Raw genomic sequence first — 14335 nt, forward strand, 5'->3', positions numbered from 1 at the left:
GTTGATTCTTAATTCCACAGTGAATGGCATAAGCAAGACCCCGGCCGGCGCCTGCACGGGCCGGCCGGGGGCATTACATCCGGGACGAGGGAGACGGCTGACCCGCTCGCTTTGGGAGCGAGAGACACGGGGTTCGACACCCCGGTCCCGGACCATGGGGTTGTAGCTCAGCCGGTAGAGCATCGGTCTGGCAGACCGAAGGCCGGGGGTTCGAACCCCTCCGACTCCACGCACAGGGTGTGCTGCGACTACGTGGGCACACCCGCAAGAACTTGCCCACCTGGCGTGACTGGCAGCGCACGGGCGTGAAGCTCCCGAGGACTCCGTTCACGTCGGGGGGTGGGCACGTTGGCGGGGGACCTCCCGGGGCGAGGCTCCCGGCCCCCGCCGGCTAGATGGGCCGTTGGAGCTGATGGCAAAGCTCACCTGGTTCTCAGCCAGGAGATCGTCGGTTCGAGCCCGACACGGCCTACGCACGATCTCGCGGTACTAGCTCATCTGGTAGAGCGCCTGCCTTCCAAGCAGGTTGGCGGGGTTCGAGTCCCCGGTACCGCTCGACGGGGCAGGGAGTGGGGCGGCGGACGCCGCGAATCCGGAGGTCGGGGTGCGCAGCCTGGCTGACGGCCGACGCGGGGCAGCTCCCCGAGTCAGCGTGGAAGGTCGCCGGCTCAAACCCGGTGTTGGTGGCGGTTCGAGTCCGCCGCAGGGCACGCAACGCCTCGTTGTGACCACGGTGAAACCGTACGGCCGGCTGACCCGGCACAGCGGGATCAATCGCCTCCGGGGCGACAGGTACGTTCCCGCCCATTGTGGGAGAGGCACCCATGCCGCCGTAGCTCAGATTGGGAGAGCGTCCCCCTGGTACGGGGAAGGCCGCGCGTTCAATTCGCGCCGGTGGCTCCACGCGGTTGTAGCGCAGTTGGTAGCGCGTCTCCTTGCCAAGGAGAAGATCGCCGGTTCGAATCCGGCCAGCCGCTCTCAATCGACAGATCATCTGTCAAATCCGTCCAACCACCCACGACCCGAAGGAGGGACCTGGTGGACGCCGTACTCGTCATCAACGCCGACCTTGGGCCCCTTCACCGGGTCACGGTCGCCCACGCGATCCGGATGCTGTGCCGGCGGGTCGCCGAGATCCACGAAGCCGAACCCGACCGGACCCTCGGCGTGTTCCCCATGCCGAAGGTCGTCCGCCTGGTGCGGTACGTCGTCACCCGGTGGCGGTATACGAAGGGCCCTGCCTGGTCCAAGGGTGGTGTCCTGGCCCGCGACAACCGGCAGTGCGGCTACTGCTCCGGTCCGGCCGCCACGGTCGACCACATCCTGCCCCGCTCGCGGGGTGGGCTGAACACCTGGCGGAACACCGTCAGCGCGTGCGCGCCCTGCAACCAGGCCAAGGGCGACCGGACCCCGGCCGAGGCCGGCATGGTGCTTCGCATCAGCCCGCTCGTGCCCGCGTGGGGGTCGCTGGCGCAGCGCTGACCCGGCCGGCGGGCCATCACCCCGCCGGCCGCGATGGGAGTTGATGTAACCGGCAGCATCGCTGGCTCTGACCCAGCGCGTAGAGGTTCGAATCCTCTGCTCCCAGCTCGATGCCCTCGTAGCCCAGCGGTAGAGGCGACGGTCTGAGGGGCCGTGTAGGGCAGGTTCGAATCCTGTCGAGGGCACCAGGCCGGCGTAGCTCAGAGGCCAGAGCAGCGCCCTTGTAAGGCGAAGCGCGCCGGTTCGATCCCGGTCGCCGGCTCCACACCTTGCCGCCGTAGCTCACCTGGCAGAGCGACGTCCTCGTAAGACGTAGGCACCCGGTTCAAGTCCGGGCGGTGGCTCTCTCGCCGACGTAGCTCAGGTGGTCAGAGCATCCGGCTCATAACCGGAAGGCCGCGGGCTCGACTCCCGCCGTCGGCACTCTCAGAACAGCGTGAGGGCTTCGTTGATCGGACTCCTCTGCGGCAACTCCTGCTGGGGAGGTCGTCCGCGCCGGTGAGTGCGCTCGGCGTGGCAGTTCGCGCACACCACCTCGCACAAGTCCATCTCAGCCAGCATCCGAGCGATGGAGATGTTGCGACCGGCGAACTCGCCGATATTGAAGCTCTTTTCGCCGCGCACGTGATCGAACTGCATCACATAAGGGGGGTACTGCACATTGCAGTCGGCGCATGGCTTGCTTTTGGCCCGCCTGACGAGAGCCGCTAACTTCTCGCGGTTCTTCTTATTGAACGCAACAGCGCGGGCCTTGTAGGCTGACTTGTTGGCAGCGTAGTGGGCCTGCGCGTATCGCTTTCGGTCCTCGGGATTGGAATGTGCCACACCTGATCCTACCAATTGTGGCCCCGGTTCGACACCGGGCGTCGGCACGCAACACCACCTGCCCGGGTGGGCAAACTGGCAAAGCCGCCGCACTCAGACTGCGGAGATTCTGCGGGTTCGACTCCCGCCCCGGGTACGCATGGGCTCGTAGCTCATCTGGTAGAGCGCCGCTTTCGCACAGCGGAGGTGGCAGGTTCGAGTCCTGTCGGGTCCACCATGCCGACGTAGCTCAGTGGTGAGAGCACCCGACTGTCGATCGGGGGGCCGCGGGTTCGATCCCCGTCGTTGGCGCGCATGAAGGGTTGGCCGAGTCTGGTCGATGGCGCCGCGTTGCTAGCGCGGAGCGGGTCACACCGCCGGGAGTTCGAATCTCTCACCCTTCGCCAAGCCGTCGTAGTTCAGCCTGGTGAGAGCACCGACCTGATAAGTCGGGGGCCCCCGGTTCAAATCCGGGCGTCGGCACGCAGTAAGGCTCGCCCCCGTAGCTCAGCGGATAGAGCGCCTGATTACGGATCAGGAGGCCGGACGTTCGAATCGTCTCGGGGGCACTTACGGGATATGGCGCAGTTTGATAGCGCGCCTGACTGGGGGTCAGGGGGCCGTCGGTTCGAATCCGGCTATCCCGACTTCAGGTACTGCCCATCGCATCGCTCTAGCCCACCAACACCGATCATGCGGAGTTTCGTCGGGGCCTTTTTGACGCGACGAAAGCTTGCCACCCTCCGCGCCTCCGCCCGCGCCTCGTAGCGCATGTGTAGGAGCGTAAGTTCGGGTAGCCCTTTGATTGGCTCCTCCACCCCGTGCATCCTCAGGTGCTTCAGCTTCAGCACCAACGTTTGAGAAGGGTGCACTATGGCCGGTCCTCTGGCGAGCCAGCCGATCGCGGACCATCTCATTCCGCCAGAGATCCTGCTCGACCAGAAAGCTTCCTGGTAGAAGGCGTGAAAGGTGATGTCCACGATCGGCACGGCGGAGTCGTTGGCGATGTAGATCACCGTCTCGCCAGCTTCCTTTGAGGCTCAGACTCGGACGGTGCTCCGCTCGGCCCGGCGGCGTCGCCGAACTTCGCTGAGGTAGACGGAGAGAGCAACGAGCGCGGCAGCGAGCGTTCCGAGGGCTTCGAGCGCGCCCCACCCGGCCCAGGTCCACAGGGACGGCGATGTCGGCGGCACGCACCGGAGAGTAGTAGGTGTCAGCACGGCGCGTAAGCCCCGCGCCGCTAACGGGTACTAGCTCAGCTTGGTAGAGCGCTCGGTTCGGGACCGAGAGGCCGGGCGTTCGAATCGCCCGTACCCGACTCATGGAGGGTAGCGCCCAGTGGTGGGCAACCGGCCTCGAAAGCCGGGCCGCCGGAAACGGCGAGGGTTCGACTCCTTTACCTTCCGCGCTTGCCTGCGAGGCAGATCAGTGCTCGGTCAACGGCCACGCGGCGGCGCGATTTCAGCCACGGCCGCAGTTCCAGAAGCAGTTCGCGCAGCTCGTTGATGCGGCACACGTTCCACGTCGCGGTCGGACGCCACTTCTCGTTCCGTGACGGCCGCTCGTGGACGCGCCCTATCCCGGTCGCTGCCTGAAGCCGAACGATGGTGTCATAGTCGGTCGAGTTCACTCCGAGAGACACGTCACCTCGGGCGGAGACGCTGATGCAGCCCTCCCCTTCCACGATGCCGGCGACCCACGGGATGCCTTCGGCGAGCGTCAACTCCCGCCGGGCGGGGAAGGTGTCAACCGGCTGCCCTCCGGCCGACCAGAGGCCGATGGCAGCCGAACGGCGGCGGTGACCGAGTAGCGGTGCAAGTTCCGCGACGAGCCAAGCCGTGTGGTGATGCGCGTTGACGGTCCAGTACCACGAAGGCTTATGCGCGCGGTTCCTCGGCGTGTACGCATTGACCGTGCCGACCCCGGTCATCTGGTGGGCGTCGCTGATTACGTCTCGGTCCGTCATTTGGACCCGTACGCGGGGTGCACCTTCCTTCACCAAGAAGGTCCCTTCGCCTTCCAAGAGCCCGGCTAGCCATGCTCGCTGATCTGCGCGTAGCTCCTGCGGGGCTGGCCGCTCGCGTGTGCAGGTCGCGCACCGCACTGACTTGCGGTCCATCGGTGCGCCACACGCGCACCGCCACCTCAGCTTCAGACGCTGGTAGCGGCACGGCTCGCATTCACGCCGCCGGTCGGCTGACCAGTAAGGCTTGCCGCAGGTAACGCATCTGGGCTGACTTGTCACCCATACATAATATCTTAGGCGTGGGGTCCTCCCCCTCACCGCCATGCGCCGGTAGCTGAGTTGGTTTAGCTACGGACTCTTAATCCGAAGACGGGGGTTCGATTCCCTCCCGGCGCACGTATTTGCCCCAGTAGCTCAGCGGATAGAGCGCTGGCTTCCTAAGCCGGGTCGTCGCAGGTTCGAATCCTGCCCGGGGCACGTACACAAGCCGCTCGCGCCTGATGGCCGGGCTCCGGACTTTTACTCCGGACTGCGGGGGTTCGATTCCCTCGGGCGGCACTGCGGGGTGGAGGAGTTCGGTTGTCCTCGCCGGCCTCATAAGCCGGAGTAACGCGGGTTCGAATCCCGCCCCCGCTCCCGCCGCGGTAGCTCAGCGGGAGAGCAGCGCCTCGACAAGGCGTAGGTCGCTGGTTCGATTCCAGCTCGCGGCACGCAACCCACCTGGCGCGGTGGACGAATGGAAGAGTCGCCCGGCTTTCACCCGGGACACGTTGCGGGTTCGAGTCCCGTCCGCGCTGCCATTCCCCTGTAGCTCAAAGGTAGAGCGGCCGGCTGTTAACCGGCTGATCTTGGTTCGAGTCCAGGCGGGGGAGCCACGCCCGTGTAGCTCAGCGGCAGAGCACCGGTCCCACACACCGGGTCGCCCTGGTTCGAGTCCAGGTACGGGCACTGGCCTCCGGGCCGCAGTTGTGGCTGTAGCTCAACGGTAGAGCGCCGGGTTGTGGTCCCGGTGATGGCGGTTCGATTCCGCTCAGTCACCCCAAGCGCGTCGTGAGCGGCTGGTCGCTCCCCCGTCTGTAAAACGGGTGCCTTACGGCACGCCTGGTTCAAGTCCAGGGGCGCGCACAGAGATCAGGCGGCCAATTGCGCTGCTGCGCCGCCGCTGGACACTGGGGATCCATGACGGCTTGTGGTGAGCCACCGTGGGCGAGTACGACCAGACCCGCGGAGCGAACGGAAGGTGCTCGGTCAGCGTCTCGATCACGTCAAGGTCGGTCATCTGAACGCGAACCACCCCTCCTCCGGACCGCCTTCGAACGAAGGCGCCCTCACCCTCGATGAGCCCGGCGATCCAGGCCAGTCGCGCCAGGTCGGGCACGCTCACGATCGGCTTGCTCTCGTACGTCCCGGATCGACGCAGCTTGGCCTTATGGGACTTGGGTGCACCGCATGCACACGGATCCTTGGCCACATGCCTGTTCTGGGCCTCCGTTCGCCGCAGCCGTGAAACCGGCCCGGCCGTCATCGCGCAGCCGGTCCCCTGCGCCCACACGGGCGCAGTTCGAATCTCTCGACTCCCACGCATGCCCACGTAGCTCAGCGGATAGAGCACCGGCTTCCGGAGCCGGGTTGGCGGAGGTTCGAATCCTTCCGTGGGCATCCTGGTCGTGTGCCCGAGTGGTCAGGGAGCGGTCTGCAAAACCGCGCACCGGGGTTCGATTCCCCGCACGGCCTCGACTGCCATTCACTGCGGATAGAGATCGACGCGCGGCCGACCGATCGGCGGCAAACCACTGAGCGTGCACGCCCTGCCTGCACCCGGCTCGCGACTGCTGAAGACCGCTGCGCCGGACTGCGTCAGAACCAGGTTCCCGGTCGTACAAGTCGCCAGAGGCGCCCACGCCAGCGCGCACGCCGAGGATGCAAGAAGGTCTCTATGTCCTCCAACGCGTTACCGGCGGTCCCCCTGACGTGAGGTCTGGCGCGTACGTGGCGGAGTGCGGGCACTACACGATCTTGGTCGAGTTGACCGTAGACCCTCGCGAGGTGCCCGAGGCAGGTGGCCGCGAGCGCCTGCACCTGGTGGTCGGGGTGATCGAGCAGGGTTAGGTAGAGCTCCTGCGAGGCTCTCCAATCGCCGTCGCCGTACAACGCCGATCCGACCATGGCATCCGTGGCCCCGGCGATGTCGTTGCGGTCGAGAGCCTTCCGCACATCGTCGGGCGTTGCCGATGGAGGGTTGTGAAAGGTGTGGTGCTCGTGGCTCATGGCCAACATCTTTGATTACCGCATTTACCAGGAACACCCGCAGGTCGACATGGCGGCCTTATCGACGACCGGGAACAGGCAGGCTGACATCTCCAGCGGGCCCGAACGAGTAGGTGTCGGGAGCGGTTCGTCGAGTGGGTGTTCAGATGGTGGGAGGTGCCAGCGTTGGGATGACGGGGTTTCCGTGGATGTTGCCGTCGGCGCAGGGCCATGGGCCGGCGGCGAGCGGTGCCAGGCCGGTGTCGCCGAAGATGAGCAGCTCGTTGCCGAGTGCGAAAGCGACGGTTGCGTCCTGGAGGAGGAGGGTTCTGCTCATGACGGTTCGGTCGTCATCGGTGCGCCGGAACAGTTCGTGCTGGTCCAGGTTCGCGTCGACGGCCAGGAGCTTGCCGTCGCGCCAGAACACTGCGGCGCCGTTGGCGTCGAGCGCGGGATAGCTGGTGTAGTAGCCGGACAGAGGCGGGCCGTCGTCCATTGATCCGTCGGGGTTGAGAACCCGGAACTGCGACCGGGACGGCAGCCTGTTCTCCGATTCCGGGCCACGGATCGTGCCGTGCTGGTCGATGAGCATCTGGCCGTGGCTGGGCCACGTGTGGATTGGCTGGCCGTCAGGGCCGTAGAGGGTGCTGGAGAACGCCCCGTAGCCCTGGGCGCCGACGAGGAAACGGCCGTGGCCGGCGATGGCCTTGTGATGGTAGGGGCCGGGCTCTGTGGTGGAGATGATGTTTCCGGTCTCGGTGTCGAGGATGGTGCACCTCCCGATGCCGCTGCCTCCGTCACTGATCCCAGCGAGAATGCGATCGCCGGCCACGAGCAGCGGTTGCCAGTGATCCGCCTCCAGGGTTGATGGTCTCCACTCTTTCTTGGGCTGGACGTGCCATCCGGTCGCTACGCCGGCTTCGACGACGCCGGAGAAGGAGACCGTCTCGAGGGGCAGGGGCGTGGACCACATGGTGCTGCCGGTGTCGCTGAGGCGAGCCAGGCGCGCAGTGCGGCCTTGGGGAAGCCGCTGGCGTGGCGCGGTCGGTAGCCACAGGACGCAGAAGCCGTCCGGCATCCGAACGGCAGCTCCCAGGTGCTCGCCCGGCTCCTGCTGCGGGGTGACTTCATGCAGCACCGAGCCCTCGGCGCCGACGCTGGTGAGTGTGAACACGGGTGGGCTGGCACCGTCGTGGTGGGTTACCCACACGGTCCCACCCGCGTCGACGCGGGGTGGGAACGGATGGCCTGCGAATGTGCGTTGCCAGAGCGTGGCTCCGCTCAAATCGACCGCGGTGAGGACGGTGGTGTACAGGTTGCGGGTGCTCGGGCTGCGGCCCGCATAACTGGTCAGATAGATCGGCCCGTCTCGGTCCGCGGCCGCCAGGCCCCAGACCTGACCGGGCAACCCGACGATCTCGGGTTCCATCGGCATGCCACCTCCCCAGCCATGCGCTCTCGGATCATGCCTACACCAGTTCGGCGCCGTGTCGTCAGTCGCACCGCTGGTCGTGTCAGCAGCCGCAGCTCATTGTCCGGGAGTTGGTGGTGCCAGACCGGTCGACGTCGAGGGGGGCGAAGCGGCTCTCGGCGGCCGGTTGAACGATGTCCAGGGCCTGAAGTGTTGCCGTTGCTGGTCTTAGCGCTGGCGGCCCGCGCCCGGAGGCTGGTCTGGATCGGGGTCCGATGGTCGGGGCATCTCCGGGCCGCTGGCGCTCATGCGCAGCAGCGTCTCGATGCGGGTGACCCGGAAATGGCGTCCCAGCGCGGTGACGTCGTCGACGGGATTGGTATCGAGGTCGTCGGCGGTCTGCTGGTAGGCGGCTGTTTGGTCGTCGGTCAGCCTCAGCAGACGCGGTTCGATGTGACGCAGGCCGAAGGTGATCTCGTCGCGGGCCAGCTGCGGTGTGGCGACCGCGCGACTGTAGGGCCGCCACGACCCTGCTACAGATTCGGCTGCGGCGTAGCGGGTCGGCAGGATGACGCCGACTGGGTGAGAGGCGATGGCGGCGACGCTCTCGGCATATACGGTGGCGGGCACCTGGGCCCGGGGGTAGTGCGCGGTCGTCAGCTCTGCCCGCAGCATCGCCTCACTCGGCCCGGTCGCCGCGTCTGGGTCGATGACGATCTCTGGGGTGAGGAAGCTGTCGTGGTCCTCGGCGTTGCGGGGGTCGCGGTCGGTGGGTCGGGGCGGTTCGGGCCCGTCCGGGCCGAACCGCGCGAACGTGTCCACCCGCACGACGCGGTGCACGCGGCCGTTGATCACCACCTCGTCTACCTTCTCCCGGTCCAGGACGTCGAGCGCGGTGGTCAACTCCGCAGCCCGCGGGGGGTCAGTGGTTTCGTCGAGCTGCTCCATGAGGTGGTGCGCAAGCTCGTCCCGGGCGGCCTGTGGCGTATCCGACACGACGGCGTACACCTGCCACCGCCCGTCATCTACCTGCACTGCGTGGCCGAACAGGGGGGCGCCGATGCGTGTCATCGGGTAGGCCGCCGCTCGCCGTGCCGCGTCCTCCTCGGTGACCGCGCCGACTGGGTCGGTGGGCTGCTGTACCCGCAGGATCACCGGCGGCTGCACTTCGTCGGCACTCATGCCACGGATTGTGCGACGGCTCGATGGCCCGTGTCACGAGGGCGCGCCATCACCGCAGCGGCGTCATCGGTGCCGCGCGCCGCGTCCGGGTTCTCGAAGTATGTGCCTGGGGTGTCACCGAGATAGGCGACGCCGTTGCCGGGAGCGGGTGGACGATCTGCTGAGCCCAGGGCGTTGATCGGTCACGGTTGAGCTTCGGTCCAGGTGGTGAGGTCAGGAGTGTTGAAAGCCGCAGAGCATAGCTTGCAGGCCTGGTTCGAAATGGTCGTCCGGTGTGGTCTCGTCGGCTGCCTGAGCCAACAGGTTGTATTGCGAGCTGCCCTTGTCAGGTTTCCTGCTTCGTGACTGTGCGCCCGCTTGAAGGATGGCCACGCTGAGCGCGTGCCCGATGGTGAATTCCCGCAGGCATCGGAGGATCCGCAAGGCGGTGGCGGGCGGCAGGCCGGCGTTCTGCAGCTTTTCCACCGCGCGGACACCCATATCGATGGACGCAGACGACCGCACGGGTCGGGTGGCGAACACCGGAACGGCGTTCGGGTGCTGTAGTAGCACGTCGCGCAGGCGGCGGCAGTACTGCGCGGCCAGTTCCGGCCACGGCGCCTGCCATGGCAGTGAGTCGGTGTCCATCTCGACGAACAGCACCTCGGCGATGCCGTCGAACAACGCCTCCTGATCCGCGAAGTGGCGGTAAGCGGCCATCGGGTCAACGCCAAGGACCGCACCGAGGCGACGCATGGAGAACTTGCGCAGCCCTTCGGCGTCGATCAGCGCGAGCGCGGCTGTGGCCAGGTACTCGCGGTTGAGTGTCGGACGCGTCGGGGGCGGCGGCACGGCGGGTGTGCTCACCTGGGGAATCCTTCGAGGATCCTCTCGAGGGCTTCGCTGAACCTGTCTGGCTGTTCGAGGTAGACGGTGTGTCCACCCGGAAACTCCTCGCACGGCACGCCGAGCCGCTCGGCGAGCATGTGCGCCGGCCGGTAGTACGGCTTGCCGACGCTGTCCCGGCCGGTGGCCAGCCGCCAGGGCACGGCGACCTCGCGCAGCGCGGGCAGGTCCGGGTGGTAGTCGAGGCCGATGAGCGGCAGTTCCCGCCGCAGCAGCAGGTCGGCATTGCCCAACTGGCGCGTCATCGAGCTGGGCTCGCGGCCGGTGACCCGGCGCACGGCCGCGCCGACCGGTAGAGCGGCCCGGGAGGCGGCTGCGACCAGGGCCTGTCCCACAGTCGAGCGGAACAGCCAGGGCGGGTCGTCCATGGTCATGGCACCGAAGGCCGCGTACGCCCGCAAAGGGCTCTTCTCTCGGGCGATCCGGGCGATCTCGGCGAGCGCCCGCCGCTCCGCGCTGTCGTCCGGGAGGAGCGAGACTAGCGGTGGTTCGTGCGCCACCACACCGGATAGCCGGTCGGTGTGGTTGGCCAGCACCTCGAGTGCGATGATCGCGCCGCCGCTGCCGCCGAAGACGTACGCCTTCTTCACCCCGTAATGGTCCAGGACCGCGACGGCGTCGCTCGCCTGCGCAGCGACTCCGATCGGTGCCTGCGGGTCGGTGAACCGGCTGCGCGAATTGCCCCGCCGGTCGTAGGTGAACACCGTGTACCGGCGCGCGAGAAGCGGGACGACCTCCTCGTACATTCCTGCATCGCCCCCGCCGCCCGAAATGAGCAGCAGCGGAGCGCCGGAGCCTGCCCGCTCTGTGTAGAGCCGAGCCCCGGGAACTGTCACACATTCCGAAGTCATGCTCGCCGCCCCTGTCAGTTCGCGACCACCGTACGCCTCGTCTACGTCGTAGATTCTATCTACGGTGTAGACGAAATCTCAAGACGAGGCGGGATGGCCTGCTCGCTGTCCCGCTTCCCCCCGACGAGACGCATGCTCATCTGCCGCGAAAACCGAAACAACCGAAGGTCAAGGTGTTGCCCTCCGGACCGCGGCGATGCTGTCGTCCCGACCAGCACGGCTCGTAACCGAGCCCACATCCGTGGCTTGTGGGAGCTCGAAGAGATCAGACACAAGCAGCCTGCGGCGGGCTGAGCCGCTCACTCCGCGACAACCATGTCTCCCGGCACGACACCGCGGCGATCGACGGTCATCGACCGTTGGGTGAGGTGTTGTACGGGCGCTCGGCGAAGCCATTGGGGGTGTGCGCTCACCGCTTGCACGATCGTCGGTGGCTGTTGAGGTGCTGGCGGCCCATCGCCCGGAGCCGCTGCGACCAGTGCCTCTGACCATCCGCCTCAGGCATCAAGGATCTGCCATTCCTGGCTGATCTCGCCGCTGACGGGTTGCTGGACCGCCCTGGCGCCGTCTGCGGTGGAGCCGCCCTCGATCCCGACACACCAGCCGTTGCTCACGTTGGCGAGCCGGTAGTATCCGCTGGTCGCTGCCGGGACGAGGTTCCACCACTGGTTACGTCCGCCGTTGTCGGCCCACTGAACGAGTGCCGCGCCCTGGCCGGAGCCGCCTGGGCTGTCGAGGACTTTCCCGCTCTTGACACCGGACAGACGGAATGAGCCATCGCTGTTGGGTAGCAGTCGCCACTGCTGGTTGGCCGCGCCAGTCCACGGCCACTGGATGACAGTTGCCCCGTCCGTGGTGGAGCCGCCGTTGACGTCCAGCACCTTTGCGCTGCGCCGGTTGAGCAGTCGAACGACGCCGCCGCCGGCGGCGGCTGGTAGACCTACGACGACCTGTATCTGTTGTCCGGCCGTCATCGAGATCACCCGGGCATGCGGGCCGAGCGGCGAGGGGGTGACCGTCGCGGAAGTGGTGATGGACGCCATCCCGCGCCGGCTGATGAGGGTAATCGCCTGGGTGATCGTCGAGGTGAGTGCCACGGTTACTGAGCGACCAGGCAGATCCCAGGAGAGGCTGTGAATGCGGACCTGGTTGCGTCCGCGGACCCCGGTGATGGTGCCCTTGGCGAGCTGGCCGGGCACGGCGGGCAGCAGCTCGATGACACCGGTCCTGGTGTACACGAGCGCTTCGCTGAGCACGGCCGGCAGCGTGTTTGCCGCATCGGCGTTGTAGGTCTCCAGGTTCGGGTTGTGTGCTGTCATCAGCGACCGGAAGATCATGTTGTTGCCGATGATCTTCCGGAGGTTGTTGTAGACGCCGGCGGCGTCCTTCAGCCGAGCGGAGGCAAGGGCTCGATGCAGGCTGCCGTGCGCTGAGGTGTTCTCGTCACCGCGCAGCGCCAGGGCCCTGAGCGCGGCGGTGACCAGACCGGGCGCCTCCTCGGGATTGATCTCGTGCAGGGGCCACGCGCCGTACAGGTGATGGACGTGCCGATGGTTGTAGCGGTCCGTGAGTCCCGGCCAGGACCATTCGGCGAGGGCGCCGCTGCCGTTGACCGTGTAGGGCGGGATCCTCGCCAGCAGGGCCGTCCAGCGTGCGACACCTTGACCGGCGCCCTGCTCGACACCGAGCGCGTTGGCGGCCTCGACAGCCGCCCGCAGGGCGTGTCTGCCGGCCTGGATGTCGCCGGTGGCGTTGATCGCCAGCAGGACGTTCGTGCTGGCCGGCGAATTCTCCATCGAGAACGACGGCACGAAGACCACACGGCCGGCCGAATCGGTGCGGGTCAGGAAGTCCTCGTAGAACAGTGCTAGCTCCATCAGTGCCGGTCCCAGCTTCTCAGCCAGAAACGTCCGGTCCCCGGTGACCTGGTAATACTCCAGCAGCGGGTAGAGCAGCCAGTCCGCGCCACCGGTCCAGCACTGGCCGGGGAAGCCGGCGTCGAAGTGCAGCATGTGTCCGTACTCGCCATCGGTTCGCGATGGGGCCAGGAAGCCGCGGGCGCCGTACAGGTTGCGAGCGTTGGTACGCCAGTGCGCGAGCTGGCCGAGGATCAGGTTGAAGTAGCCCTGCATGGCATCGGTGAGGTCGAGAATGTTGCCGCCGGCGACCTGCAGGTTGATGTTGGCATCGGTGGTGAAATCGTCGGCCCAGGCGCCGTTCCAGGTGCCGGCCCAGATTCCGGTCAACCGCGGCGGCAGGACGCCGCTGGAGCTGATGAACAGGTAACGGCCGCTGTCGTAGAGGCGCTCCAGCAGGGCCACATCGATGGTGTTGCGATTGGCGTTCTGCCGGGCGATCAGCTCGGTGGTCGACAGCTGCCGGTCGGCGGCGGAGACGTTCAAGTCCAGGCGGGAGCGGTCGTACATCGCCGCGTGCAGGGTGACGTGCCGGGTCCGTAGCTCGGCATAGTCGGCGCGCACCGCGGCCAGCGCCGCGTGCAACGGTTTGCTGTCCCAGGCCGTGGGGGACTCGTAACGGTCGAGTTTGGTCAGCAGGAGGAGCCTGGTTGCCGCGGTCACGACGATGGTCGACCCGTTCGCGGCTACCGTGCCACCGCTGGCGACGACCCGGGTGACGCCCTCGAAGCCGAACGCGCCCTGTCCGGACGGGTAGGCGCCTCGCAGGTTCAGGTAGCCGGAGCCGTCAATGACGCTGGCCAGGGTGGTGAAACGGACCGAGCCGGGGACGCCCGCGAGGGATGTGTTGGCGCTCAGCGTCGCGTCGATGGATCGTCCGGATGCCGGGGTCAGTTCGTGTACGACGACGTGGTCGGCTCGGGAGGCGAAGGCGCGGCGAGTCCAGGTGCCGTAGCTGTCGATCCAGGTGGAGTTGACCTCCCCGGTCCGGAAGTCGGTGGTGCGGGCGTATCCGTTGACCGTTGTCATGCCTGGCGTGCTGATCTGCAACTCGAAGCCGGGGTGGTAGGTCTGGGTCCAGCGCAGGTTCCAGCCAGCCGCGAAGTCCGTGTTGGCTCCGCCGTAGTTCCCGGCCAGCGCCTTGTCGCGCACGCCGGCCAGCCGCCCTGAGATTACTGGCGGGGTCACACCCCGGCTGCTGTTGGGCAGTACGAAGCGGTGGTGATTGAAGATCACCTTCTCGAGGGTCGGCGTTCCGTACAGGACGGCGCCGTACTCGCCGTTGCCGGTGAGAAACCCGTCCGTCCAGGTTGTCGCCGCCGTCGCGTCGTAGATCCCCCGCTCGGGCAGCGTGACCTGAGGCGCAGCGGCGGCGGCCCGTCCGGCACCCACGGCCGGGATCACGGCCGCCGAGCCGGCGCTCAGCGCGGCGGTGGCGAGCAGGCGCCTACGGCTCACGGGCAGGTCCGTCATCAGAAGTTCCTCTCGACACCGAGGCTCAAGCGTTGTGTGCGACATGGCCCCGGCGCTGCTGCAGCCCGGTCGGGTCTGCCTACAGGCCGCGGGTCCGCGTGTTCGAATCGATTCGACA

General features: G+C 67.2%; 9 protein-coding genes and 31 tRNA genes. 32 read left to right on the plus strand and 8 right to left on the minus strand.

What is annotated here, in order from left to right:
- Window positions 1-79: 79 nt before the first annotated feature.
- The 12 genes from AB0B55_RS09160 (at window position 80) to AB0B55_RS09215 (ending at window position 1905) form a co-directional block, all read left to right on the plus strand.
- A tRNA-Pro gene (locus AB0B55_RS09160) sits at window positions 80-155 on the plus strand.
- Window position 156: 1 nt separating this feature from the next.
- A tRNA-Ala gene (locus AB0B55_RS09165) sits at window positions 157-229 on the plus strand.
- A gap of 168 nt (window positions 230-397) precedes the next feature.
- Window positions 398-472, plus strand: a tRNA-Glu gene (locus AB0B55_RS09170).
- An 11-nt stretch (window positions 473-483) separates the two neighbouring features.
- A tRNA-Gly gene (locus tag AB0B55_RS09175) sits at window positions 484-555 on the plus strand.
- A 271-nt stretch (window positions 556-826) separates the two neighbouring features.
- Window positions 827-903 (plus strand) — tRNA-Thr (locus AB0B55_RS09180).
- Window position 904: 1 nt separating this feature from the next.
- Window positions 905-977 (plus strand) — tRNA-Gly (locus AB0B55_RS09185).
- A 61-nt stretch (window positions 978-1038) separates the two neighbouring features.
- Entirely contained in the window at window positions 1039-1482 is a 444-nt protein-coding gene (locus AB0B55_RS09190; RefSeq protein WP_357171380.1) for an HNH endonuclease, read from the plus strand.
- 34 nt (window positions 1483-1516) lie between these two features.
- A tRNA-Gln gene (locus AB0B55_RS09195) sits at window positions 1517-1588 on the plus strand.
- 6 nt (window positions 1589-1594) lie between these two features.
- Window positions 1595-1670: transfer RNA gene (locus AB0B55_RS09200), tRNA-Leu, on the plus strand.
- Between the two features lies 1 nt (window position 1671).
- Window positions 1672-1747 (plus strand) — tRNA-Thr (locus tag AB0B55_RS09205).
- 6 nt (window positions 1748-1753) lie between these two features.
- Window positions 1754-1826 (plus strand) — tRNA-Thr (locus tag AB0B55_RS09210).
- Between the two features lie 5 nt (window positions 1827-1831).
- Window positions 1832-1905: transfer RNA gene (locus tag AB0B55_RS09215), tRNA-Ile, on the plus strand.
- Between the two features lie 3 nt (window positions 1906-1908).
- On the opposite strand, the gene AB0B55_RS09220 is transcribed toward AB0B55_RS09215, so the two are convergent.
- Entirely contained in the window at window positions 1909-2307 is a 399-nt protein-coding gene (locus tag AB0B55_RS09220; protein WP_357123154.1) for a hypothetical protein, read from the minus strand.
- Window positions 2308-2367: 60 nt separating this feature from the next.
- Here AB0B55_RS09220 and AB0B55_RS09225 point away from each other — a divergent pair.
- The 7 genes from AB0B55_RS09225 to AB0B55_RS09255 all read left to right on the plus strand — a co-directional run bounded on the left by AB0B55_RS09225 (window position 2368) and on the right by AB0B55_RS09255 (window position 2933).
- Window positions 2368-2443 (plus strand) — tRNA-Leu (locus AB0B55_RS09225).
- 5 nt (window positions 2444-2448) lie between these two features.
- Window positions 2449-2524, plus strand: a tRNA-Ala gene (locus AB0B55_RS09230).
- A 1-nt stretch (window position 2525) separates the two neighbouring features.
- Window positions 2526-2598 (plus strand) — tRNA-Asp (locus AB0B55_RS09235).
- A gap of 5 nt (window positions 2599-2603) precedes the next feature.
- Window positions 2604-2693: transfer RNA gene (locus tag AB0B55_RS09240), tRNA-Ser, on the plus strand.
- Between the two features lies 1 nt (window position 2694).
- Window positions 2695-2769 (plus strand) — tRNA-Ile (locus tag AB0B55_RS09245).
- 13 nt (window positions 2770-2782) lie between these two features.
- A tRNA-Arg gene (locus AB0B55_RS09250) sits at window positions 2783-2855 on the plus strand.
- A gap of 4 nt (window positions 2856-2859) precedes the next feature.
- A tRNA-Pro gene (locus tag AB0B55_RS09255) sits at window positions 2860-2933 on the plus strand.
- Here AB0B55_RS09255 and AB0B55_RS09260 read toward each other — a convergent pair.
- Window positions 2925-3302: a hypothetical protein gene (locus AB0B55_RS09260; RefSeq protein WP_357171382.1), complete on the minus strand. Its 378-nt coding sequence runs from the start codon at window positions 3300-3302 to the stop codon at window positions 2925-2927. The genes AB0B55_RS09255 and AB0B55_RS09260 overlap by 9 nt on opposite strands.
- Window positions 3303-3530: 228 nt before the next feature.
- Here AB0B55_RS09260 and AB0B55_RS09265 point away from each other — a divergent pair.
- A tRNA-Pro gene (locus AB0B55_RS09265) sits at window positions 3531-3604 on the plus strand.
- A gap of 78 nt (window positions 3605-3682) precedes the next feature.
- On the opposite strand, the gene AB0B55_RS09270 is transcribed toward AB0B55_RS09265, so the two are convergent.
- Window positions 3683-4216 (minus strand): hypothetical protein, encoded by a 534-nt coding sequence (locus AB0B55_RS09270; protein ID WP_357171384.1) that lies wholly within the window; start codon window positions 4214-4216, stop codon window positions 3683-3685.
- A 360-nt stretch (window positions 4217-4576) separates the two neighbouring features.
- Here AB0B55_RS09270 and AB0B55_RS09275 point away from each other — a divergent pair.
- From AB0B55_RS09275 to AB0B55_RS09330, 12 genes are all read left to right on the plus strand, one after another.
- Window positions 4577-4648: transfer RNA gene (locus tag AB0B55_RS09275), tRNA-Lys, on the plus strand.
- Between the two features lie 7 nt (window positions 4649-4655).
- Window positions 4656-4729: transfer RNA gene (locus tag AB0B55_RS09280), tRNA-Arg, on the plus strand.
- Window positions 4730-4738: 9 nt separating this feature from the next.
- Window positions 4739-4810 (plus strand) — tRNA-Lys (locus AB0B55_RS09285).
- A gap of 1 nt (window position 4811) precedes the next feature.
- Window positions 4812-4888 (plus strand) — tRNA-Met (locus AB0B55_RS09290).
- A 2-nt stretch (window positions 4889-4890) separates the two neighbouring features.
- Window positions 4891-4962, plus strand: a tRNA-Val gene (locus AB0B55_RS09295).
- 12 nt (window positions 4963-4974) lie between these two features.
- Window positions 4975-5052 (plus strand) — tRNA-Glu (locus tag AB0B55_RS09300).
- A gap of 1 nt (window position 5053) precedes the next feature.
- Window positions 5054-5127 (plus strand) — tRNA-Asn (locus AB0B55_RS09305).
- 1 nt (window position 5128) lies between these two features.
- Window positions 5129-5200 (plus strand) — tRNA-Val (locus AB0B55_RS09310).
- 20 nt (window positions 5201-5220) lie between these two features.
- Window positions 5221-5294, plus strand: a tRNA-His gene (locus tag AB0B55_RS09315).
- 1 nt (window position 5295) lies between these two features.
- Window positions 5296-5377: transfer RNA gene (locus AB0B55_RS09320), tRNA-Tyr, on the plus strand.
- Between the two features lie 460 nt (window positions 5378-5837).
- Window positions 5838-5911 (plus strand) — tRNA-Arg (locus AB0B55_RS09325).
- A 4-nt stretch (window positions 5912-5915) separates the two neighbouring features.
- Window positions 5916-5986 (plus strand) — tRNA-Cys (locus tag AB0B55_RS09330).
- 676 nt (window positions 5987-6662) lie between these two features.
- On the opposite strand, the gene AB0B55_RS09335 is transcribed toward AB0B55_RS09330, so the two are convergent.
- From AB0B55_RS09335 to AB0B55_RS09355, 5 genes are all read right to left on the minus strand, one after another.
- A complete protein-coding gene (locus AB0B55_RS09335; protein ID WP_357171386.1) occupies window positions 6663-7928 on the minus strand; it encodes a hypothetical protein in 1266 nt (421 codons plus the stop codon).
- Between the two features lie 210 nt (window positions 7929-8138).
- Complete coding sequence (locus AB0B55_RS09340; RefSeq protein ID WP_357123167.1) at window positions 8139-9092, minus strand: DUF5954 family protein; 954 nt, start codon at window positions 9090-9092, stop codon at window positions 8139-8141.
- A gap of 213 nt (window positions 9093-9305) precedes the next feature.
- Window positions 9306-9938, minus strand: coding sequence for a TetR/AcrR family transcriptional regulator C-terminal domain-containing protein (locus tag AB0B55_RS09345; RefSeq protein ID WP_357123170.1), 633 nt, complete (start codon window positions 9936-9938; stop codon window positions 9306-9308).
- Entirely contained in the window at window positions 9935-10828 is an 894-nt protein-coding gene (locus AB0B55_RS09350) for an alpha/beta hydrolase (protein WP_357171388.1), read from the minus strand. The genes AB0B55_RS09345 and AB0B55_RS09350 overlap by 4 nt, the downstream gene beginning before the upstream one ends.
- Before the next feature lie 497 nt (window positions 10829-11325).
- Complete coding sequence (locus AB0B55_RS09355; protein ID WP_357171390.1) at window positions 11326-14202, minus strand: glycoside hydrolase N-terminal domain-containing protein; 2877 nt, start codon at window positions 14200-14202, stop codon at window positions 11326-11328.
- Window positions 14203-14335 lie beyond the last annotated feature (133 nt).

The sequence above is a fragment of the Micromonospora sp. NPDC049107 genome, from assembly GCF_040648595.1.
Lineage (GTDB): Bacteria > Actinomycetota > Actinomycetes > Mycobacteriales > Micromonosporaceae > Micromonospora.